This is a genomic window from Flavobacterium hibisci (assembly GCF_020026925.1).
Taxonomy (GTDB): Bacteria; Bacteroidota; Bacteroidia; order Flavobacteriales; family Flavobacteriaceae; genus Flavobacterium; species Flavobacterium hibisci.
Map to the genome: position 1 here is coordinate 119,313 of NZ_JAIQDW010000009.1, position 22,134 is coordinate 141,446.

Genomic DNA, 22,134 nt, shown 5'->3' on the forward strand with positions numbered 1-22,134 from the left:
CAACTTCATAAAAAAAGAAAGTTTTTTCTTTATTTCAAACTTTTAAAATATTCGTTATCTTTATGTTAGCTCTTAAAAAAAAGAACCGATTGTTTCATAAGTACGTACTAAATGGAAGTATTTATTCATTACTTTATCCGATTTATATTGCCTATACTAATCATTGGTTGTGTACTATTAATCATAGTTTTAATAATCAACAGATACCGCTACGACTCATTTAGCCCAAGATTTGATGCGACAAAAAATGAAATTGATATCTTTCTGACCAATCTGATTTTTTCTCCTTTTGACGAAAAACTTCACCATTATGAAATAGAGCAATTTAAAAAAGTGATTCCTTTTGAAAAAAACTGGTGCAAAAAATTATTACTTAACGAGATTATTTTTTTGAAAAAGAACTTAAAAGGTGAGGTTACTAATAAATTTCATTACATCTATGAACAATTTGACTTATTTCGATACACCCAAAAACTTTTAAAGAGCCGTCATTTTTACTTAAAATGCCTCGGGTTGTTTCAACTTGAATCATTAGACTATAAAAAAGGGAAACTGTATATCACACCTTTATTAAATCACAAAAACAGAGATATAAAATCCAGGGCTTTTTTAGCATTGATTTCATTAAGACCAGATAAACTAGAATCACTGATTGATTTTTCGCATGAGATCACAATTGCAGAAGAAATCAATATCATGGATATCCTGCATCATAAAAAGACAAAAATGCCGGCAAATTTAAAAGAATGGATTGTTGCTGAGAATCCAACTATTGTAAAATTGGGCATTAAGCTGATGATATTTTACAACTATGCCAATGAAAATAAAAAAATAGTAGAATTACTGAATCACAACGACCCGGTAGTACGTCATGAAGTCATTCTTGCTATCGATTCTTTATTCATAGTTGAAGCTGAAACTGAATTAATAAAACATTTCAGTAAAGAAAATACCGAAAATAAGCTTGAAATTTTTAACACACTCGCCAAAATAGGAACAGCAGCATCAGAAAATTTTATTGCGCAGTTATTAGAAACCAAAACTGATGAAAGCATCAAACTGGATGCTGTTTATTGTCTGTATAAAATAAATCCAAACTTTTTTGGCTGTCATTTTTTAGATAATGAAGATGTGCAAAAAATGGTTGAACATGTTAAAGCCATTAAAAAATGACAGACGACATCTTATCCTTCTATACGAATTTCATAGGTGCATTTTCAATCACCTATATCATCTTTTATAGTATATTGGCAGGATTATCCTATTATGCAATCAAAAAAAGCCTTAATACCAAACATTTTCTCCCTGACAATGTTATCATAAAATCCAATTACATTCCGGGGGTTTCCATTGTGGCGCCAGCATTCAACGAAGGAGCTACAGTAGTAAATAATGTCAAATCCCTGCTGTCATTAAATTATCCCAAATTTGAAATAATACTAGTCAATGACGGTAGTTCGGATGGCACTTTAGAAAAACTAATTAAAGAATTTGAACTGGTTAAAGTTGATTTCTATTATCAGGAACAGATTAAAACCCACATTGTCAGAGGCCACTATAAATCTACCAATCCGCTTTATCATAAACTTTTGGTAGTGGATAAAGAAAATGCAAGAAGCAAAGCCGATGCGGTTAATGTTGGAATAAATTCTACTCAATATCCATTATTTATCTGCACAGATGTTGATTGCATTTTAAAAAGTGATACGATTATAAAACTAGCCAAACCGTTCATTGAGTCCAAAAAAAGAGTCATTGCAACCGGCGCAGGCATTAGGATTTCAAATTCCTGCGAAGTAAAAAATGGTTTTTTGGTCAAAGTTCATTTTCCAAAAGGCTGGCTGCCCAGGTTTCAGGAACTGGAGTATGTCAGGGCATTTCTCTTTGGCAGAATGGCATGGAGCAAAGTGAACGGATTACTATTGGTTTCCGGTGCCCTGGGAATGTTCGATAAAGAAATTGCTATTGCTGCCGGTGGTTATTTTCATAAATCTTTAGGTGAAGACATGGAACTGGTAACCCGAATGAGAAAATATATGTATGATTACAAACTGCCTTTTTCCATACAATATATCCCGGAGTCACTCTGCTGGACAGAAGTTCCTGCTACAAGAGAAGTTTTTATACGCCAGCGTGTACGATGGTCAAGAGGTTTGGTCGAGACATTATTCTTACATAAAAACATGTTTTTTAATCCGAAATACCAAAGGACAGCTTTTCTAATATTCCCTTATTTTCTATTTTTTGAATTTCTGATTCCTATTCTGGAAGTAATTGGGGCTATTGTATTAATTCTTTGCTTTATTTTTTTTCATGAAGATTATGTTAATTTTATTTATCTGACGTTAACTGTTTATTTCTTTTACATTATCGTGACTTTTATATCCATCCTTTTGGATGATGTTATTTATAAAAATTATGCCAATGCCAAAGAAATCATTATTTTAGTGCTGATGGCCATTATTGAACCTTTTTGCTACCACCCTATTTGTGTGTATGCTTCACTAAAAGGATATTATAATTTCTTTAGCCTAAAAGAGCAAAGCTGGGGAAATATGAAACGGCAAGGTTTTGATAATCCTGTAACAATCAAAGAAAAAGAAAACTTTATACAATATAAAATAAAACAAATGCAAACACACCATTTAAAATACTTATATCTCACCACGTCTTTAGTACTTATTTTTTGGCTATCCAGTTTTGCAGAAACGTATTTAAAAATAGCAAACGGTATTACAATTCCAAACATCTGGCTTGAGATTGGTTATAAATTAGCTAATGATTTTTTATCAGCGATCGCAGTGAGTTTAGTGCTTTTGCCCTTATTCATAATTGTTGGATACATAAATAAAACGTTTGCCATACGCTTTATGACTGTACTTTTTACCCTGGTCGGAGTCATACAGTTTGCATTGGTAAAATATAGCTCTACTACACTTGTTAACCTTGGAGCCGACTTGCTGGGTTATTCTTTTTCAGACATGTACACAACTGTCACTGCATCAGAATCGCTTTCGTTTATGTTCTTTTTGCCCTTCTTTATAATTCCCCTGGTTTACCTGGGAATCAATTTTGCTTTTACCAGATTAGGCAAAGGAAAGATCGTTTTAGCAACAACATTTGTATTTTTGATTATTGCTGGAGTTATCAAAATATTTGTTTCCGGCCTTTCTGATTCTAAGTATGAAAACAAACTTGCCTTTATAACCAAAGATATCATCAGGTTTGAAAGAGATAAAAGTATAGCCGAAAACGTTCAAAGCATTAAATTCAAATCGGAATATCCGATGCTAAAACCATTTAAAGAGACTCCGGATGTTTTAGCGCCTTATTTTACTATTACAAATGAAAAACCAAATATTGTTGTTATTGTAGTCGAAGGTCTTGGAGCCGAATTTATTGGCAAAAATGAATATGCAGGCTTTACACCTTATTTAGATTCAATGATCCCTAAATCATTGTATTGGGAGAATTTTTTAAGCAACGGGGGAAGGACTTTTGCCGTACTCTCGTCTTTATTGGGTTCACTGACTTACGGTCAAAAAGGTTTTTTAGAATTAAATCCGTATCCAAGACACCTTTCGTTGATCAATGTGTTAAAGGCAAACGGATATACCACATCTTTCTATTCGGGTGATAACGCTAATTTTGATAGAAAAATCAACTTTTTGGATCAAAACGGTATCGACAACACAATAGACAAAAGCAGCTATGGCTCTGAATATACGCAGACAAAAGCCAATTCAGGAGGTTTTTCCTGGGGGTATCCTGATGCTGAAATTTTCACGAAAGCACTTATCGAAACCAACAAAATAAAGGTTCCAAGACTGGATATCATACAAACCCTTACCAATCATGAACCTTTTGACTTTCCGGAAAAAAATGCATATCTGAAAAAAATTGACGGCATTATTGATGCGCATGAAAATTTAAAATCACAAAAAGATAATATTAGCTCTTATAAAGATATTTTTGCCTGTCTGAATTACACTGATAATTCCATCAAAAATTATATGGAAGCGTATGCAAAAAGACCAGATTATAAAAATACTATCTTTATAATTACAGGCGACCATCGTTTGATTCCTATTACACAAAAAGACAAATTATGCCGCTTTCATGTACCTTTGTATATTTTTAGTCCAATGCTGAAAAAAACTGAATCATTTAAATCGGTTTCTTCGCACTGGGATGTGACACCGAGTCTTGTTTCCTTTTTGTTTAATAATTACAAATTTAACAGACTGGATCAAACAGCATGGATGGGAAAAGGTCTTGATACTGCGAAAGAGTTCAGAAATACTCAGGGCATCCCTTTAACGCGCAATAAAGGAACAATTGATGATTATGTGTATAAAGAATATTTGTACTCAAGTGGTGAGTTGTATAAAATAAAAGACAATTTTGATGTAGAAAGTATCAATGACGATGCTATTCTAGATAAAATTACCAGCGAATTCAATACTTTTAAACAGCTGAATGCTTATTTGACACAAAAAGACAAAATTATTCCAAAATCTTTGAGTTTAAGCAAAGAACAAGGCGTCCATTTTACTAAAGAAGAGCAAATGGTGATCGGCAAACTAACCAAAGGATTAAATCCCGACCAGATGTTTTTCAAAGCAAGGGAATTAGCTTTCAATAAAAAGCACAAAACCGCAATTTTATTATGTGATTATATATTAAATGAATTACCTAATTATTCAGATGTACGGACTTTAAAAGGCCGGATATTTGGTTGGGACGGTGAATATAAAAAAGCAGAAAATGAGTTACTCATTGTCATCAAAAGAATGCCTTTGTATGATGATGCTTATTTAGCCCTGATGGATGTTTATTGGTGGTCTGATCAGAATAAAAAAGCTATCGAAACAGGTAAATTAGCACTTTCAAACGGTGTAAAAAATCCGGAAATCAAAATAAAGATCGAAAGATCTCAAAAATCAATCAACAATTCAAATACCAAATAAGTAATGGGGACTCTTATAAAAATTGGACATAGAAATTTTCAACTCTATATTTTTCTCATAGCTTTATTTTCCGCATCGTTTCAGATGACCGGACAAGAAAAGATGTATAATGGCGACCCTGACGTTTCATTTGCAAAGGCCCGTGATCTGGCTTTTAATAATAACCGAAAGCAGGCACAGGATACTTTATTACACATCCTGACTAAATATCCCAATTATCATGATGTTCGCGAATTTTTAGCTTCAACCTATGCCTGGGATGGGGATCATAAAAAAGCAAGAACTGAATTTCAAAAAATTTTAGCAAAAGACCAACACAGGAAAACCACTTGGGTTGCTGCAATTAAAAATGAAATCTGGGGACAGTTTCCTTTTCTTGCTCTAAAATTATCTAAGAAAGCTTTGAAAAAATTTCCGAATGACACTGAAATATTAGAGCTGCAGAAAAGTGCACAGGAAAGTACGATGATTCCAACAGCTACTGCTGGTGGGGTACAAACATTATCGAGTGATATCCCGAAGGATTCTATATCCAAAGAATCGGAATCGGAATTGAGAAAAAAAGTACGAAACAATACTATTGGCGTCACTTCAGAAGTGAATATTTACTCTGATGTATTTGATCCTATGTTTTACAATGCTGTAAAATATGCACGTCAAACCAAATATGGAAGTATTATTGGGAGAGTAAACATCGACAGAAGACTTGGTGAGTACGGAACTCAGTACGAGGTCGATTTATATCCCAAAATTGCCAAAGGAACTTATGCATATCTGAACTTTGGTGTATCCGGTTCTTCATTATTCCCTGATTACAGATACGGCGCAGAAATTTATAAATCGCTTCCAAAAAGTTTTGAAATTTCGGCGGGGCTCAGAGGTTTGCAATACGATACTACAACCATGATTTATACGGGTTCTGTAACCTGGTATAATGGAAATAATTACTGGTCTTTCCGTCCTTATTTTACTCCGGGAGATAATGGTTTAAGCTCTTCAGGCACCTTGACATACCGAAAATACAGGACTGATGCTGATAATTATTTCGGCATCAATATTGGCGCCGGAATTTCACCAGAACTCAATCAGAATTACTTTTTTGAAAATGATAACCGAATCGTAAACCTGCAATCGCAAAAACTGAATGTTTCTTATTATTTCTCGACCCATAACAAACAAAATGCCTGGGGCGCGCAACTTGGAATCATTCATCAGGAAATTCCTTTTGACCAGGGCAATTATTTCTGGATTTCGACCCTTGCATTGTCCTGGGAAATCCGCTTCAGGTAATTGCATTTGAAAATTAAAAGTAAATCATTTATACTTAAATCGTTTGAAGTCAATTTTGTAATAAGAAAGAGAAATCAAGGCTCATTTGAAGCTTCAATATCAATTCTAAAAAATGCAAATCAAACAACACATTATTTTTTACATTGTTGTTTTCCTATCTTTTCTAAACTGCAAAATTATGGCTCAAGACTCCTTACATTTAGCAAATACGAAAGGACAGGAAGTAATTATTGTTTCTTCTGATGAAAATACTCAAAAAGCTGCCGTACTCTTAAAAAACTATTTAGATCAGGCTTTTGATAATCCATATTTAATTCAGAATGCCAAATCAGAAAACACTGAGAGTTCAAAAATAATTCTTGAAGTTAATCAAGGAAGTTCTGGTAAAAATGATTCATTTATTATCAAAAGCGATGAAAAAAATATTTATCTGATTGGTTCGAATGAAAAAACGTTGCGATATGCCATTTATACTTTACTGGAAACATGGGGTTTTAGAAAATACACTGCAAAAGACAGTTTTATTCCGAAGCTGACAGAAGTAACATTCCCAAAAAACTTCCATAAAACATATACACCTTCCTTTGAATACCGGTCTTTATTTTATCCTGACTGTTATGATGAGAATTTTAGGGAGTGGCACAAACTGGACTGGCATATCGCTGATTTTGGTATTTGGGGACACTCCTTTTATAAATTAGTAAGTGCGAAAGAATATTTTAAAACAAATCCCGACTTTTTTGCTCTCTACGAAGGCAGGAGAAACACCGGATCATTATGCATGACCAATGATGCTGTAGTCAAAATTGTTTCAAAAAAAATGACGGACATTATAAATCAAAATCCTAATGCCCGTTTCTTTTCAATAAGCCAAAACGATGATGTAGTTTATTGTGAATGTGATAAATGCAAAGCTTTAAACGAAAAACATGGGGGACCGCAAGGATCATTATATCATTTCCTGAACAAAATTGCAGCACAATTCCCAAAAACGAGAATCACAACTTTAGCATATCTTCACACTTATCAGGCACCAAAAAACATAAAAATTAAGCCTAATATTTATACGATTTTTTGTCCAATAGAAATGAATCGCGGTAAAGCTATCGAAGAAACATCAGACAAGAACAGTTTTGTACATATTCTCAACAAATGGAATATCGCAACTGAGAATTTGTATTTATGGGATTACACCGTTGAGTTTACCAATTATCTTTCCCCTTTTCCAAATTTTCATACTTTTTCGAAAAACTACAAATTATACAAACAAAATAAGGTCAAAGGATTGTTTGTACAGGGCTATGCTGATATTGCCGGAGATTTATATGAATTACGACAATATCTTCTGGCAAAAATAATTTGGGATACCGATACTGATGCTGAAGCTGTAACGAATGATTTTATAAATGGATTTTATGGCGATGCGGCACCATTTGTTAAGAAATATATTGAATTACTTATTCAAAATCAGGAAAAAAGTGACCGCTATCTCAATATTTACACCAGTCCAATAGAAAGCAGAAACACTTTTCTATCACCTGAGGCAATGAATCAGTACGATCAGTTAATAAGCCAGGCAGAAATCGTTTCCAAAAACGATCCTGTAATCGCCAAGAGAATTTTAAAACTGAGACTGGCATTAGAATATGTCTATTTCGAACAGGCAAAATTCTACGGAAAAGAACCAAACGGAATGTTTCAAAAAAATGGCGATTCGTTTTCGGTGAAAGGTCATCTGAAAAAAAGGATTGATAATTTTGTACAAAATTGTAAAGAATTTGGAATTTATGAGCTTAGTGAAGAGGGCTTAAGTCCTGAAGAATATAGTATTCAATGGAACTACATCGCTCAAAACAATGTTGTCGATCATGTAGGGGAAAACCTGAAATATGAATTTGCAACAAAACCCGAACCTGAATTCAGCCTAAAAAAAGAAAACGGACTACAAGACGGGATAAAAGGATACAAAGATTTTAATCTGAACTGGACAGGCTGGTATGGTCAAAATGCCGAAATAATTATTAATTGTAACAATACAGATTTCAACTCGTTAGAATTTCAATGTCTGGAAGATCAGCGTCACTGGATTTTTCCACCCTCAAAAATTATCATAAAAGGATTCAAAAATCAGAAATGGAAAACTTTAAAGGAGAAAAAAGAATCATATTTAACTGAAAATTATGACTTTACTGTAAAAAAATACAGTTTTAACAACATTAGTTTCCGTAATTTTGATAGAATCAAAGTCATTTTAGTCCCAGAACAAAAATTACCTGCATGGCGCGAAAGAAAAAACAAAAAACCCATGCTGATGATAGATGAAATAATACTTAAATAATAGCCCTAAAGATCACCCCATGCCAAAAAGGATATTTATTATTGAAGATGATAACATGACCATACAGATATTAAATTATATCTTTTCTAAAGAAGGGTACGAAGTTATAATTTCAAAAGACGGATTAGATGCTATTGAAAGAATTCCGGAAGAAAAGCCTGATTTGGTTATGACAGATATTTTAATGCCTATGAAATCGGGTCTTGAAGTTATAAAATTCATCAAAGACAACTTTACTAAAACACCTGTCATTGCTTTGTCTTCCCTGGGTGAAGAGGAAGCTACAGTTTTGGATGCTTTCAAATTAGGCGTTGACGATTTTATCGCTAAACCTTTTAGTCCTAACGAATTATTATTTCGGGTAAAAAGATATTTAAAATAACATTTTACCACAAAAGACATCACTAACTCATGATGTTTTTCGTATTTCTCTGTTTCAAAGAGGATTTAATGCTATCTTTGCAAAAAATTAATGCAAATGAGTACTTTCGAAAAATTCAATCTTCCAAAATCATTACAAAAAGCTGTTGACGAATTAGGATTTGTTACACCTACTCCTATTCAGGAAAAATCTTTTTCTGTAATTATGTCCGGCCGCGATATGATGGGAATTGCACAAACCGGAACCGGTAAAACATTTGCATATTTACTGCCTCTTTTAAAATTATATAAATTCACCAATACCAATACGCCCAAAATCGTAATTCTGGTACCAACCCGCGAATTAGTCGTTCAGGTTGTGGAAGAAGTTGAAAAGTTAACCACTTATATGTCCGTTAAAACCCTGGGAATTTATGGTGGCGTAAACATCAACACTCAAAAAAAAGCGGTTTACGAAGGTGTTGACATTTTAGTAGGAACTCCGGGTCGCACGATGGATTTAGCGCTTGACGCTGTTGTTCGTTTTGATGAAACACAAAAACTGGTTATCGATGAATTTGATGAAATGCTGAATTTAGGCTTCAGACCACAGCTTACTTCGCTTTTAGCTATGATGAAAACCAAACGTCAGAATATTTTGTTCTCTGCAACGATGACAGATGAAGTTGACGATATTTTAAATGATTATTTTGATTTTCCGGAAGAAGTTACTCTTGCTGCTTCAGGAACACCGCTTGAAAAAATTACCCAGATTACCTATAACGTTCCGAATTTCAATACAAAAGTAAATTTGCTCAAACATTTATTGGAGACTGACGAAAGTATGAGCCGTATTTTAGTTTTCGTAAACAACAAAAAGATTTCGGATATGCTTTTCAATCGGATTGATGAGCTTTTTGAAGGACAATTTGGTGTGATTCACTCCAACAAATCTCAAAATAACCGTTTGAGTACGATGGCCGAATTTCAGGAAGGAAATCTTCGTGGCTTAATAACAACCGACGTTATGGCAAGGGGTCTTGATATTTCTAACATCACACATGTAATCAACTTTGAATTTCCGGAAGAACCTGAATTGTATATGCACCGAATTGGTCGTACAGGTCGTGCAGATGCAACGGGAACAGCCATTAGTTTTGTTAGCCCAAGAGAAGAAGAATTTAAAATCGAAACTGAGCTTTTAATGGATCAGGAACTTGAAATCACTGATTTTCCTCAAGAAGTTGAAATTTCAGCCAAACTAATCGAGCCTGAAAAAGACAAACAGCCGATTAAGTTTTTGATGAAAAAAGTAAAACTGGAAGGTGACGGAGCTTTTCACGAAAAATCTAAAAAGAACCAAAAAGTCAATCTGGGCGGACCTTCAAAAACAAAAAAGAAAACACATGGATCTGTTAACAGAAATATGTTGAAGACAAGAAATGAGAAGAAGAAGAAAAAAAAATAACAACAGGTAGTAATAAATCACAATAAAAAAATCCCAAATTCCAATTAAAGTCTAAAATTGGAATTTGGAATTTTTATTTTTTTGGAATTTGATACCCTATATTTTAGTAAAAACCAGTCCAACAGGCGAACATAACTCTATTTTCTTCCCTGTATTCGTAAGCTTTCCTGTAGTTTTATCTCTTTTAAAAATAATTATTTCATTAGTGTACTGATGTCCAACCAATAGATAATACCCCGTTGGATCAATAGCAAAATCCCTCGGCCCTTTTCCTATTGTACTTTGTTGTTCTACCAATTGAACACTGCCGTTTTTAAGGATTTTATAAACTGAAATATTATTCGCATCAACACGATCTGTCACATATAGAAATTTTCCATCTGGTGAAATTTTAATTGCTGCTGCGCCTGTACCGCCTTTAAAATTTTTAGCAAGAATACTTGTTTCTGCAATCTTTTTTAAACTTCCGCTTTTGTCATAACTAAAAGTCGTAAGGGTTCCATCTAATTCCTGAATCAGATAAACAAATTTACCATCTTTGCTAAAAGTCAAATGCCTTGGTCCGCTTCCTGCCTTTACATTTACACTTTCTTTTAATTTTAAAATCTCGTGTGCGGCACCGGGATTATAGTTGTAGATAAAAACTTTATCTAAACCTAAATCACTGGCTAAAACAAACTTTTTATCCGGAGAAAAAGCAACCATATGCATATGTGCTTTTTCCTGACGTGCTTCATTTGGTCCTTTGCCTTCATGCTGGATGAGCTGTTGTCCTTCTGTAATACTTCCATCAGCATTTTTCTTAAATACGGCAATATTCCCACCCGAATAATTAGCCGTAATTACATTTTTGCTGTCATTAATCAAATGACAGGGATCTGCCCCCAAAGCATCATTCTTATTTATTAATTTTATTGTGCCCGATTTAGAATCATAACTAAAAGCACTTACTGTACTTTGTTTTCCATTTTCATTTACAGCATAAACAAACTTATTATCTGCTGAAACCGATAAATAACTCGGACTTACAACACCCTCCGAAGATTTTTTTAATTTAAAATCCCCTGAATTAGCATCAAACTCATACACATAAATTCCTTTGCTTTCGCAGGTATTGGTATAAGTTCCTACCAACAAGTTAAACTTATTTTGAGCTTTTGAATTGGTGACTACTAAAGCTGAAAATAGTATTAAATACATTTTTTTCATATTGTAAAGTGGTTTTTTGAATTAGCTAAAATAGGTAATAATATCTTTTCCTACAGATTTTTCATTTATAAATGAATTTCTAAAACTTATATTATTCAAATATTTTTTGAATAAAAAATCCTGCTTTGAAAAGCTTTAAACTCTCAACAAATTTGTATTTTTGGCAAGCACATTTGCAAAATATAACGCAGTGAAATAAATCAAAACCTGAATGCATTTTAAAAATCCCGAAATTCTATACTTTCTGTTCTTATTGATTGTGCCAATTTTGGTTCATTTATTTCAATTACGACGTTTTAAAACCTCCTATTTCACAAATGTCCGCTTTTTAAAAGAACTTGCGGTTCAAACCCGTAAAAGTTCGAAAATCAAAAAAAGGTTATTATTAGCTACACGTTTATTACTATTGACATGTGCTATTATTGCTTTTGCCCAACCTTTTTTTGAAGCGAAAGACAGCAAAAATGCCTCAAACGAAATGTACATTGTCCTGGATAATTCATTCAGTATGCAGGCCAAAGGAAAAAAAGGCGAATTATTAAAGCGTGCTGTTCAGGAACTTTTGGAAAATACACCAGAAACTGCTAAATTTTCATTACTGACCAACACTGAAAATTTATGGAACACAGATATTAAATCGGCTAAAAGTGCGCTCCAGAATTTAAAATACAGTGCTACGCCATTTGAACTTTCAGCCATAACTGCAAAAATAAAAGCACACAAATCCGTTCATAAAAAGGATATTGTTATTATCACTGATGCTGTTGGTTTAGCCGGAAAAGAGGTGAAAAATATTGATTTCGAAGAAAAACCTTATTTTATAATTCAGGAAGCAGAACAAAAAAACAACATTTCTATTGACAGCGTTTTTATCAATCAGACTTTAGAAAATTTCTACGAAATAGGAATCCATTTATCGGCATACGGTGAGGATTTTAAACCTGTTTCGATGGCATTGTACAATCAGAAAAAGCTAATTGCCAAAACAATTATTAACTTTGATTCGAAGAAAAAGAAGGTCAATTTTACAATTCCGAAAGAAGCCTTTCATGGTTATGTGACAATCGAAGACAACGGTCTTTCTTATGACAATACACTTTTCTTCAGTATTTCAAAAGCTAAAAAAACAAATGTGATCAGTATCGGGGAACCGGAAAAAAGCGGCTTCTTGTCGAGAATTTACACTCCGGCAGAATTCAATTACAACAATTACTCCATCAGCTCTTTAGATTACAACAGCTTAGAAAAACAAAACACTATAATCCTGAATGAATTAACCGAAATTCCACAGGCTTTGCAGACGACTTTAAAAGCTTTTGTTTCAAAAGGCGGTAATCTCGTTATTATTCCTTCTGAAAAAAGTTCCGTTTCAAATCTAAATGATTTTTTAGGGAATTTTGGGAAAATTCAATTCAACAATCTAAAAACAGCAAGCAAGCTGATTACGAAAATTAATTTTGATCATCCGCTGTTTTCAGGCGTTTTTGAAAATAAAATCACGAATTTCCAGTATCCAAAAACCAATGCTTCTTTTGATCTTTCCAGTCCATATCCGGCAGTTTTATCCTATGAGGATCAAAGTCCGTTTGTGACCATTATTCAGAATCCGGTTGCCGGAATTACTGTTTTTTCAGCATCAATAAATAGCACCAACTCAAACTTCCAGCAATCTCCGTTGATTGTTCCTTTATTTTATAAAATGGGGCAAAACAATCAAAAAACAGGTGTAAATGCTTTGACAATTGGCAATAATCAGCCTTATTTTGTGGATGTATTATTGAGTAAAGATGCGATTTTAGAGGTGAAAGGAACGGAAGATTCATTTATTCCGATTCAGCAGATTCTGAACAATAAAGTCAAACTAACATTCAATGATTTCCCTGACACAGCCGGAAATTACAGTGTCTTTGATAAAAAAGAAGCAGTCGAAAACCTGAGTTTCAACTACAACCGAAGCGAAAGTGATTTGAATCAGGTAAACACAAACGTAGTTTCAGATTTTAAGACCGCCGATACGATTTCAACTATTTTTAATACGCTACAAACAGAACGAACTGACAGCCAAATTTGGAAATGGTTTGTTATCTTTGCATTGCTATTTTTAGCATTAGAAATGGCAATTATCAAATTTGTAAAATAGATTTCACTGTCATTTCGACGAAGGAGAAATCACACACGCTGAGAACCAACTATATGGAATTCTGGATGCGATTTCTCCTTCGTCGAAATGACAAAACGGAATCTTTAAGTAAAAAATAAATTTCTCTACTTATGAAAATAATCATCAGAAGCGCCAAAATTATCGATTCAAAAAGTCCGTTTCACAATCAGACTGTTGATCTTTTAATTGCAGATGGTTTAATAGAAAAAATAGGAACTTCCATTCTTGACATTGACGACACAACCGAAGTTAAGTTCAACAATTTACACCTTTCCCAAGGCTGGTTTGACAGCAGCGTTTCTTTTGGAGAGCCTGGTTACGAAGACAGGGAAACAATTGCAAACGGCTTGAATGTTGCTGCAAAAAGCGGATTTACAGCTATTGCTTTACAACCTAACTCTTTTCCGGTAATTGACAATCAATCGCAGGTAAATTTTGTAAAAAACAAAGCAAATGGTTTTGCCACAGAATTATTTCCTATTGGTGCCTTAACGAAAGCCAGTGAAGGAAAAGACATGGCCGAATTGTTTGACATGAAAAAATCGGGAGCCATCGCTTTTGGAGATTATAATAAAAGTCTGGAAAACGCCAATCTGCTAAAAATCGCCCTGCAATATGTTCAGGATTTTGATGGTTTGGTAATTGCCTATTCGCAGGATGCTAATATCAAAGGAAACGGAGTGGCCAATGAAGGCATTGTTTCAACAAGATTAGGTCTAAAAGGAATCCCGAATTTAGCCGAAGAATTACAAATTGCCCGAAACTTATTTTTACTAGAATATACTGGAGGAAAACTTCACATTCCGACCATTTCTACAGCAAAATCAGCTCAATTAATTAGAGAGGCCAAAGCCAAAGGTTTAAACATTACCTGCAGTGTTTCTGTAGATCATTTAGTTTTAACAGATGAAAAACTGGAAGGTTTCGATACCCGCTTTAAAGTCACACCTCCATTACGAAGCGAAGCAGACAGAACAGCTCTTTTAAATGCAGTATTAGACGGAACAATCGACATGATTACTTCAGATCATAACCCAATTGATATTGAATTCAAAAAAATGGAATTTGATACCGCGAAAAACGGAACTATAGGTTTAGAAAGTGCTTTTGGAGCTTTATTGACGGTTTTGCCTTTAGAAACAGTGATTTCAAAACTAACTTCAAGAGATGTTTTCCGCTTAGAAAATAATACGATTGAAGAAGGTGCAAAAGCGAATTTTACATTTTTTACTCCGGAAGGAAAGTCAATTTTCACAAGAGAAAACATTCTTTCAAAATCGAAAAATTCTGCTTTTTTAGGAACTGAAATCAAAGGTTCTGTGTACGGAATTTTAAATCAAAATCAACTTGTCATCACAAAATAATAAAATGAATAATTCAGTAGAAGAAGGAAAATCAATTGCTATTACCAGTTATATTCTGATTATTGGTGTCCTGATTGCCATGAGCATGAATTCGGAAAACAAAAACAGTTTTGCTTCTTTTCATATCCGTCAGGCTTTAGGACTATCGATTACTTTTATTTCCCTGGCTTTAATTATCAGTCCTTTTGACAGTTTTCTGATTACGTTTCCCATGTGGATCTGTATGTCTGTTTTGTGGACTTACGGAATTTTTAGTGCCATACAAGGACACACAAGACCCGTGCCTCTGGTTGGTGGTTTATATCAAAAATGGTTTAAATCTATAGGATAATAAAATATCAATGGCAATACCAATATCAAAAATCAATTTCAAATTCTTAAAATAATTTCTATCAGGATTTAACTGAAAACAGAAATTAAAAATTATAAAAAATGAATTTATCTTTAGAATATAAAATACAAGAGCCAAAAGTAATTTTAGATAAAAATCCGTTGTTGCTTTTATTGCACGGATATGGCAGTAACGAAGCCGATTTATTTTCGTTTGCTACCGAACTTCCGGATCATTATTATGTAATTTCTGCAAGAGCTCCTTATGATTTACAATACGGAGCATATGCCTGGTATGCAATCAATTTTGATGCCGACCAGAATAAGTTTTCAGACAACGAACAAGCCAAAATTTCAAGAGATTTAATTGCTAAATTCATTGATGAGTTGATATCAAACTATCCAATTGATGCTAATAATGTAACTTTAATCGGTTTTAGCCAGGGTTCTATTTTAAGTTATGCAACGGCACTCTCCTATCCTGAAAAAATTCAGCGGGTTGTGGCAATGAGCGGTTATTTTAACGAAGAAATCATAAAAGAAGGTTACCAGAAAAACGATTTTAAAAACCTGAAAATATTCGCCTCACACGGAACAGTAGATCAGGTTATTCCTATTGAATGGGCCAGAAAAACGCCTTCTATTTTAGAAAATTTAAATATCCCTGCTACTTACAAGGAATATCCTGTTGGTCATGGTGTGGCACCTCAGAATTTCTTTGATTTTAAGAATTGGCTGGCAGACTAGTTTAAAATACCTCATATAAAAAATCCGATACAATAACTTGCATCGGATTTTTTATTAATTGTAAAAACAGGATTAAAAAAATCCTATTTTTGATATAACCACGTTTGATTTACTTCAAAAGTTATATTTTCCTTATCGTCAACAAAGTATTTCAATAATACCTCTCCCCATAATTCACCATTACTGTAATCAGCAATAATCCACCTGTGATTTAATATTTTTACTTTATTGATGATAAATTTATTAGGTCCAATTTTATCCTGTCCTGTGTAAGGATTTCCGTTTGGATTAGCATTTAAGTCCAATAATTTTTCGGTTACCGCCGGAATCAGCTTTTCATATAAAATTACCTTTCCGCCAGAAGCGCTGTTATCAAAATAATTTTGGGCATTTTCATTGTTTTCTAATGAAAAATAGTTGGATTCAGCCAGTTTTGTCGAAACCAGATTGATACTGTCTCTAAGCTTTTTCGTCGTATTATCATATCGTTCTTTTTCAAATTTTACTTCTCTGCTGTAAAACATATAAGTAAAAATATTCATTAGAATTGCTAATAAAAAAAGATAAAGCATTAAGGATTTCTTCATTTTGTAGGTATAATTAAATTGTAATTTCTAAATTATCATAAGCCAGGAAAACATTTTCAGGAAGCTGTTTCTGAACTTCTTCATGAAATCCCAAAACATGGCTGATGTGCGTTAAATAGGCTTTTTCAGGTTTTACTAAATTGATAAAATCAAGCGCCTCCTGCAAATTAAAATGGGTGTCATGAGGTTCTACGCGTAAAGCATTTACAACCAAGACTTTCAGGTTTTTTAATTTTTCAGTTTCAGTTTTGTCAATGGTTTTTACATCTGTTAAATATGCAAAATCATCAATTCTATATCCAAAAACCTGCAAATCACCATGCATAACATTTATCGGGACAGCCATTTTATCTCCAATAGCAAAAGGCTTATTGTTGATTACTTCAATCGTTTTTACACTTGGTGCTCCCGGATATTTATTTACCGTTTCAAAAACATAATCAAAACGCTTTTTTAAATTATCAATAACCCGCTGATGTGCATAAACCGGAATTTCGCCCTGCCTGAAATTATACGGGCGAATATCATCTAACCCTGCTGTATGATCAGCATGCTCATGTGTGAATAAAATGGCATCGAGTTTTCGACAGCCACAGGAAAGCATCTGCTGCCTGAAATCAGGTCCGCAATCTACAACATAAGAATGTTCGTCCCATGTGATCCAAATTGACACACGGAGCCTTTTATCCTTAGCATCTGAACTCTTGCAAACAGGGTGATCAATCCCAATAATGGGAATACCTTGAGAAGTACCGGTACCTAAAAAATAAATCTTCAATTGAACTTGTTTTTTTTACAAAAATAGGGATTATTTCTCTTTCATTAGAACGCTAATTTACTAACTTTGTAACAAATCTATTCAAAATAAAATGGGCACAGAAATAAAACTCAAAGGTGACAAGGTCATCGCTCAGATTCCTTCTATAAAAGACAAAGCATTACGCATTAATTTAAACGAGAATATTTACGGAACTTTTGCAGAAATTGGTGCCGGACAGGAAACTGTGAGACATTTTTTCAGATCCGGAGGTTCTTCGGGAACAATTGCAAAAGCAATGTCTGCCTATGATAAAGATTTTAGTGACGCGGTTTATGGCACAGAAAGCGATGGACGATATGTTACCGAAAACCGACTCAAAAAAATGTTAACCTTTGAAGGGGAACTAATTGAAGAACGTCTGAGCCGTGAAAAACATCCAAATAAACTCTTTTTTAGTTACGCGAATACTGTTGCCACTATAGATTTTGCCAAGCAGTTTAAAGGCCACGGATGGGTTGGAATCCGATACCAGATTGAACCGGACGAAGCGTATAACGAAATTATTCTTCACATTCGTTTTAAAGAAACCGATGCCCGATTACAGCAGGAAACATTAGGAATTTTGGGTGTTAACCTGATTTATGGTGCTTTTTACACCTATAATGATCCTAAAAAATTACTTCGACATTTATACGATCACTTAGACAAAGATCAGTTAGAGATCGATACGATTAACTTCTCAGGGCCCCGTTTTGCAGATGTTGATAATCGTCTGATGAGCTTGCAGTTAGTTAAAAATGGTATGACTGATGCCGTAATGTTTAATCCGGAAGGAAAGAATATTTTACCGGCAGCGATTTTATACAAGAAAAACCTTCTTGCTTTCAGAGGAAGTTTCCGCCCAGTTACCAATGTAAATGTGGACATGTACAGGAAATCTTTAAAAATGTTTCTGGAAGAAAATAAGGTTGAAAAAGAAAATACTTTAGTCGTTTTTGAAATTACGCTTTCAAATTTACGTTCAGACGGAGAAATCGATGAACGCGATTTTATGGACAGGGCCGAATTGCTTTGCTCATTAGGACAAACCGTTATGATTTCTAATTTCCAGGAATATTATAAAGTGGTAGAATACTTCTCTAACTACACCAAAGCCCGCATGGGACTTGCAATGGGTGTAAATAATTTAGTTGATATTTTTGATGAGAAATACTACCGCCATTTAAGCGGAGGAATACTTGAGGCGTTTGGAAAATTATTCTATCGCGATATGAAAGTGTTTTTATATCCAATGCTGGGTGAAGATGGCGAAATTATAACTTCTGAAAACCTAAAAGTACATCCAAGAATGAAAGAATTGTACAAATTCTTTAAATTCAACGGAAAAGTAGTTGATATTGTTGACTATAATCCTAGTATTCTAAATGTATTCTCTCGTGAAGTTTTAAAAATGATTGGACAAGGAAAACCTGGTTGGGAACCAATGCTTCCATCCGGAGTTGCTGAAATCATAAAAGAACACCATCTTTTTGGCTATCATCCCGAAAAACAATTAGAACAGAATTAAATTTACTCTATTCAAAATCATAAAAGTCCAAAAGAATCATTCATTTTGGACTTTTTTTTGTAAAATTTATTTCAGTTTACTGCGTTTTTAATTGTAACTTAATTTTAGTATTTTTAATTAAAAAACAAACCATGAAAATTATAGCCTTTGCAGGAAGCAACAGCCAACAGTCCATCAATAAACATCTCGCTGCTTATGCCGCAAATCAGTTTGAAAATGCAGAAATAGAAGTTTTAGATCTAAATGATTTTGAAATGCCTTTATTCAGTGTTGATTTAGAAAAAGAAATAGGACAGCACGAAACCGCAAAATCATTTCTAAAAAAAATAGAAAGTGCTGATATACTAGTGGTTTCTTTGGCTGAAAATAACGGAAATTATTCAGCCGCTTTTAAAAATGTATTTGACTGGAGTTCCAGGATTATAAAAGATGTGTTCCAGCAAAAACCAATGCTATTAATGGCAACTTCACCTGGGGCGAGAGGCGGTGCTTCTGTTTTAGAAATTGCAAAAACTGCATTTCCAAGATATGGCGCTCAGATAAAAGCCCTCTTTTCATTACCTTCCTTCAATGCTAATTTTGATTTGGAAAAAAATGAAATTTCAAATCCCGAATTTGATAATGAACTAAAAACTATTGTAAAAAACAGTTTTAATTGATGAAATTTAAACCATTCGTTTTTGTATTTATTTTTTTAAATGTCATTACAATTCATCTCTCCTATTCTCAAAAACTGAATGCTGTTGACGGGATTGTCCTGAAATACCCTAAAAGTTTTGACAGCACCGAAGAATTAGCTCAAAAAATCGACAAGGATTTCAACTCAGATTATGACAAGGCAAGAGCCATTTACAGCTGGATAGCATTTAACATAAAATATGATTATGATGCTTTTTTAAATCCTCCTGGATCAATGCGTTTTTCTTATCGGAATGAAGCAGAAAAGCAAAAAAAAATACAAGAGTTTAATAACCAAATACTTCAAAAGGCTTTCAAATCAAAAAAAGCAGTCTGCGAAGGTTTTACACTTTTATTTCAGCATTTGACCGCATTGGTGGGAATTAAATCAGAAATTATCCGAGGTGACTCCAAAACAAAACTTGCTGATATTGGTCGAAAAAGCACTTCTTCAAATCATGCATGGAACATTGTTTTAATTAATGCAAAATGGCGATTAGTTGACGTTACCTGGGGACAAGGTTATTATGACAGCAATAAGGGCAGAATGGTAAAAGATTTTGATCCTGCTTATTTTGACACTGAACCTGATTATTTTTTTGCAAAACATTTTCCTGATTCGTGTTCCTTTCTTAATAAAAAATTAGATAAGGATGAGTTTTTGAATGGCCCTTTAATTTACAACAAAACTATTGCTGGTGATAATAAAATCATAGCTCCGGAATCTGGAATAATCGAAGTCAATAATGGGGATAAAATAACTTTTTTGATTAAAAACATTTCAAAATCAGATACGTTTTATTACCTCAATAAAAAAAACCAGCCTGTCAGGATAACAAACTCAAAAGAGAAAAGAGGTGGTTTAGAATTTCAGGTTACTTTTGATAATACGATTGGAAATTATATTACATTTTATCTGGATACAAATAGTATTGCTTCTTTTAAAGTGATTCAAAAATAATTATCGCTAACCCGATTTCTTTCTTATTTTACTGAATTGACGTAACTTAGTAGTTATTGCTAAAAATAGCAATGACCTGAATTATGGAAACAACTTTTTTGAAATCGATCTTAGATAATGATTTCTATAAATTTACGATGCAGCACGCTGTAATCAGGCTTTTTCCAAAAGCCTGGGTACGCTATGGTTTTATCAATCGGGGGAAACATATTTTCCCGCCCGGTTTTTCGGATTTGCTTCGAAAATCGGTTGACGCAATGGCAGACCTGAGATTAACCAAAGACGAAAAGAATTATTTATCACACTACTGTCCATATCTCGATCCTACTTATCTGGATTTTCTGCAGGGTTACAGCTACGATCCATCTGAAGTGCACATTATTCAGGAAGGCTCAGAAATCAAAGTTACCATTGAAGGTTATTGGTACCGTACTATTTTATGGGAAGTCCCCTTGATGGCTTTAATTTCTGAACTCTTTTATAAATCAAATCTTTTAATACGATTAAATGACGACGCTACAAAGGAACTGACCAAAAACAAAATTGACAATTACAATAAACTAGGCGCTGCTGTTTTAGAATTTGGTACCAGACGCCGTCATTCTTACGATGTGCATCATTTAGTAAATGAAACACTGAGAACTTACGGTTCCGGAAGCTTCATGGGAACCAGCAACGTACATTTTGCCATGATTAACAACCGCAGGCCTTTAGGTACCCACGCACACGAATGGTTTATGTTTCATGCTGCACAGTACGGTTTTAAAATGGCTAATTCGATCAGCCTGGAAAACTGGACTCAGGTTTACGGAGGCGACCTTGGAATCGCTTTGACAGATACTTATACAACAAACATTTTTTTTAGTCAATTCGATAAAAAATATTCCAAACTTTTTGATGGTGTACGACATGATAGCGGCGATCCGATAGAATTTGCTCAAAAAGTAATTTCACATTATACCAAGATGGGAATTGACCCAAAATCGAAAGCGATTGTTTTTTCCGATTCGTTAAATTTCGAAAAAGTAAAAAGAATTGTCGATTTCTGTCAAGACAAAATAAAAATGTCATTCGGAATTGGAACCAATTTTACAAATGACGTTGGACTTCCTGCAATGAATATGGTCATAAAATTAACAGATACGAAACCGGACAATACACATTGGCAAGGTGTTGTAAAACTCTCTGACGAAAAAAACAAAAACACGGGAACATCTGAAATGATTGATTTAGCTAAACAAGTACTCGGAATCAAGTAGTATTTTTTGCTAAAAAATCAGTTTTTTCATAATTTTATTGGAGTTATTATTTACAAGTCAATTTAAATAGGTTTTAAACTGTTAT

The 22,134-nt window shown here is 33.8% G+C and carries 17 protein-coding genes; 14 read left to right on the plus strand and 3 right to left on the minus strand.

The annotated features are described in order from the left end of the window. Nucleotides 1-111 precede the first annotated feature (111 nt). From K8B81_RS11230 to K8B81_RS11255, 6 genes are all read left to right on the plus strand, one after another. The gene (locus K8B81_RS11230; protein ID WP_223681563.1) at nucleotides 112-1,173 is read left to right on the plus strand and encodes a HEAT repeat domain-containing protein; all 1,062 of its coding nucleotides are present in this window, start codon (nucleotides 112-114) and stop codon (nucleotides 1,171-1,173) included. Further along, nucleotides 1,170-4,970 carry a sulfatase-like hydrolase/transferase gene (locus K8B81_RS11235; protein ID WP_223681564.1) on the plus strand — a complete coding sequence of 1,267 codons (3,801 nt, stop codon included), beginning with the start codon at nucleotides 1,170-1,172 and terminating at the stop codon, nucleotides 4,968-4,970. The genes K8B81_RS11230 and K8B81_RS11235 overlap by 4 nt, the downstream gene beginning before the upstream one ends. An 84-nt stretch (nucleotides 4,971-5,054) precedes the next feature. Continuing rightward, nucleotides 5,055-6,260, plus strand: coding sequence for a YaiO family outer membrane beta-barrel protein (locus tag K8B81_RS11240; protein ID WP_223681565.1), 1,206 nt, complete (start codon nucleotides 5,055-5,057; stop codon nucleotides 6,258-6,260). 178 nt (nucleotides 6,261-6,438) lie between these two features. Beyond that, a complete protein-coding gene (locus K8B81_RS11245) occupies nucleotides 6,439-8,598 on the plus strand; it encodes a DUF4838 domain-containing protein (protein ID WP_223681566.1) in 2,160 nt (719 codons plus the stop codon). A 19-nt stretch (nucleotides 8,599-8,617) separates the two neighbouring features. After that, entirely contained in the window at nucleotides 8,618-8,980 is a 363-nt protein-coding gene (locus tag K8B81_RS11250) for a response regulator transcription factor (protein WP_223681567.1), read from the plus strand. A gap of 96 nt (nucleotides 8,981-9,076) precedes the next feature. After that, on the plus strand, nucleotides 9,077-10,426 hold the full coding sequence (locus K8B81_RS11255) for a DEAD/DEAH box helicase (RefSeq protein WP_223681568.1): 1,350 nt from the start codon (nucleotides 9,077-9,079) through the stop codon (nucleotides 10,424-10,426). 96 nt (nucleotides 10,427-10,522) lie between these two features. On the opposite strand, the gene K8B81_RS11260 is transcribed toward K8B81_RS11255, so the two are convergent. Continuing rightward, nucleotides 10,523-11,635, minus strand: a complete 1,113-nt coding sequence (locus K8B81_RS11260; protein WP_223681569.1) for a lactonase family protein — start codon at nucleotides 11,633-11,635, stop codon at nucleotides 10,523-10,525. A gap of 211 nt (nucleotides 11,636-11,846) precedes the next feature. On the opposite strand from K8B81_RS11260, the gene K8B81_RS11265 reads away from it, so the two are divergent. The 4 genes from K8B81_RS11265 (at nucleotide 11,847) to K8B81_RS11280 (ending at nucleotide 16,237) form a co-directional block, all read left to right on the plus strand. Beyond that, on the plus strand, nucleotides 11,847-13,775 hold the full coding sequence (locus K8B81_RS11265; protein ID WP_223681571.1) for a vWA domain-containing protein: 1,929 nt from the start codon (nucleotides 11,847-11,849) through the stop codon (nucleotides 13,773-13,775). A 131-nt stretch (nucleotides 13,776-13,906) separates the two neighbouring features. Further along, entirely contained in the window at nucleotides 13,907-15,160 is a 1,254-nt protein-coding gene (locus K8B81_RS11270) for a dihydroorotase (protein ID WP_223681572.1), read from the plus strand. Between the two features lie 4 nt (nucleotides 15,161-15,164). After that, complete coding sequence (locus K8B81_RS11275; protein ID WP_223681573.1) at nucleotides 15,165-15,491, plus strand: hypothetical protein; 327 nt, start codon at nucleotides 15,165-15,167, stop codon at nucleotides 15,489-15,491. A gap of 101 nt (nucleotides 15,492-15,592) precedes the next feature. Then, complete coding sequence (locus tag K8B81_RS11280; protein WP_223681574.1) at nucleotides 15,593-16,237, plus strand: alpha/beta hydrolase; 645 nt, start codon at nucleotides 15,593-15,595, stop codon at nucleotides 16,235-16,237. 83 nt (nucleotides 16,238-16,320) lie between these two features. Here K8B81_RS11280 and K8B81_RS11285 read toward each other — a convergent pair whose 3' ends face one another. Both K8B81_RS11285 and K8B81_RS11290 read right to left on the minus strand, forming a co-directional pair. Continuing rightward, nucleotides 16,321-16,824, minus strand: a complete 504-nt coding sequence (locus K8B81_RS11285; RefSeq protein ID WP_223681576.1) for a hypothetical protein — start codon at nucleotides 16,822-16,824, stop codon at nucleotides 16,321-16,323. Nucleotides 16,825-16,837: 13 nt separating this feature from the next. After that, nucleotides 16,838-17,602 (minus strand): MBL fold metallo-hydrolase, encoded by a 765-nt coding sequence (locus K8B81_RS11290; RefSeq protein ID WP_223681578.1) that lies wholly within the window; start codon nucleotides 17,600-17,602, stop codon nucleotides 16,838-16,840. Between the two features lie 91 nt (nucleotides 17,603-17,693). Here K8B81_RS11290 and K8B81_RS11295 point away from each other — a divergent pair, with 91 nt between their 5' ends. The 4 genes from K8B81_RS11295 (at nucleotide 17,694) to pncB (ending at nucleotide 22,049) form a co-directional block, all read left to right on the plus strand. Then, on the plus strand, nucleotides 17,694-19,151 hold the full coding sequence (locus K8B81_RS11295) for a TonB-dependent receptor (protein WP_223681580.1): 1,458 nt from the start codon (nucleotides 17,694-17,696) through the stop codon (nucleotides 19,149-19,151). A gap of 131 nt (nucleotides 19,152-19,282) precedes the next feature. Then, nucleotides 19,283-19,810: an NADPH-dependent FMN reductase gene (locus K8B81_RS11300; RefSeq protein WP_223681582.1), complete on the plus strand. Its 528-nt coding sequence runs from the start codon at nucleotides 19,283-19,285 to the stop codon at nucleotides 19,808-19,810. Next, nucleotides 19,810-20,790, plus strand: coding sequence for a transglutaminase domain-containing protein (locus K8B81_RS11305; protein WP_223681583.1), 981 nt, complete (start codon nucleotides 19,810-19,812; stop codon nucleotides 20,788-20,790). The genes K8B81_RS11300 and K8B81_RS11305 overlap by 1 nt, the downstream gene beginning before the upstream one ends. 83 nt (nucleotides 20,791-20,873) lie before the next feature. Beyond that, the gene (gene pncB, locus K8B81_RS11310) at nucleotides 20,874-22,049 is read left to right on the plus strand and encodes a nicotinate phosphoribosyltransferase (RefSeq protein WP_223681585.1); all 1,176 of its coding nucleotides are present in this window, start codon (nucleotides 20,874-20,876) and stop codon (nucleotides 22,047-22,049) included. Nucleotides 22,050-22,134 lie beyond the last annotated feature (85 nt).

What these genes read in the sequence shown, in the direction of transcription:
- K8B81_RS11300 (WP_223681582.1), top strand. Translation starts at nt 19,283, where the DNA reads ATGAAAATTATAGCCTTTGCAGGAAGCAACAGCCAACAGTCCATCAAT.
- K8B81_RS11250 (WP_223681567.1), top strand. Translation starts at nt 8,618, where the DNA reads ATGCCAAAAAGGATATTTATTATTGAAGATGATAACATGACCATACAG.
- K8B81_RS11295 (WP_223681580.1), top strand. Translation starts at nt 17,694, where the DNA reads ATGGGCACAGAAATAAAACTCAAAGGTGACAAGGTCATCGCTCAGATT.
- K8B81_RS11285 (WP_223681576.1), bottom strand. Translation starts at nt 16,824, where the DNA reads ATGAAGAAATCCTTAATGCTTTATCTTTTTTTATTAGCAATTCTAATG.
- K8B81_RS11265 (WP_223681571.1), top strand. Translation starts at nt 11,847, where the DNA reads ATGCATTTTAAAAATCCCGAAATTCTATACTTTCTGTTCTTATTGATT.
- K8B81_RS11305 (WP_223681583.1), top strand. Translation starts at nt 19,810, where the DNA reads ATGAAATTTAAACCATTCGTTTTTGTATTTATTTTTTTAAATGTCATT.
- K8B81_RS11280 (WP_223681574.1), top strand. Translation starts at nt 15,593, where the DNA reads ATGAATTTATCTTTAGAATATAAAATACAAGAGCCAAAAGTAATTTTA.
- pncB (WP_223681585.1), top strand. Translation starts at nt 20,874, where the DNA reads ATGGAAACAACTTTTTTGAAATCGATCTTAGATAATGATTTCTATAAA.
- K8B81_RS11275 (WP_223681573.1), top strand. Translation starts at nt 15,165, where the DNA reads ATGAATAATTCAGTAGAAGAAGGAAAATCAATTGCTATTACCAGTTAT.
- K8B81_RS11270 (WP_223681572.1), top strand. Translation starts at nt 13,907, where the DNA reads ATGAAAATAATCATCAGAAGCGCCAAAATTATCGATTCAAAAAGTCCG.
- K8B81_RS11230 (WP_223681563.1), top strand. Translation starts at nt 112, where the DNA reads ATGGAAGTATTTATTCATTACTTTATCCGATTTATATTGCCTATACTA.
- K8B81_RS11255 (WP_223681568.1), top strand. Translation starts at nt 9,077, where the DNA reads ATGAGTACTTTCGAAAAATTCAATCTTCCAAAATCATTACAAAAAGCT.
- K8B81_RS11240 (WP_223681565.1), top strand. Translation starts at nt 5,055, where the DNA reads ATGACCGGACAAGAAAAGATGTATAATGGCGACCCTGACGTTTCATTT.
- K8B81_RS11245 (WP_223681566.1), top strand. Translation starts at nt 6,439, where the DNA reads ATGGCTCAAGACTCCTTACATTTAGCAAATACGAAAGGACAGGAAGTA.
- K8B81_RS11260 (WP_223681569.1), bottom strand. Translation starts at nt 11,635, where the DNA reads ATGAAAAAAATGTATTTAATACTATTTTCAGCTTTAGTAGTCACCAAT.
- K8B81_RS11235 (WP_223681564.1), top strand. Translation starts at nt 1,170, where the DNA reads ATGACAGACGACATCTTATCCTTCTATACGAATTTCATAGGTGCATTT.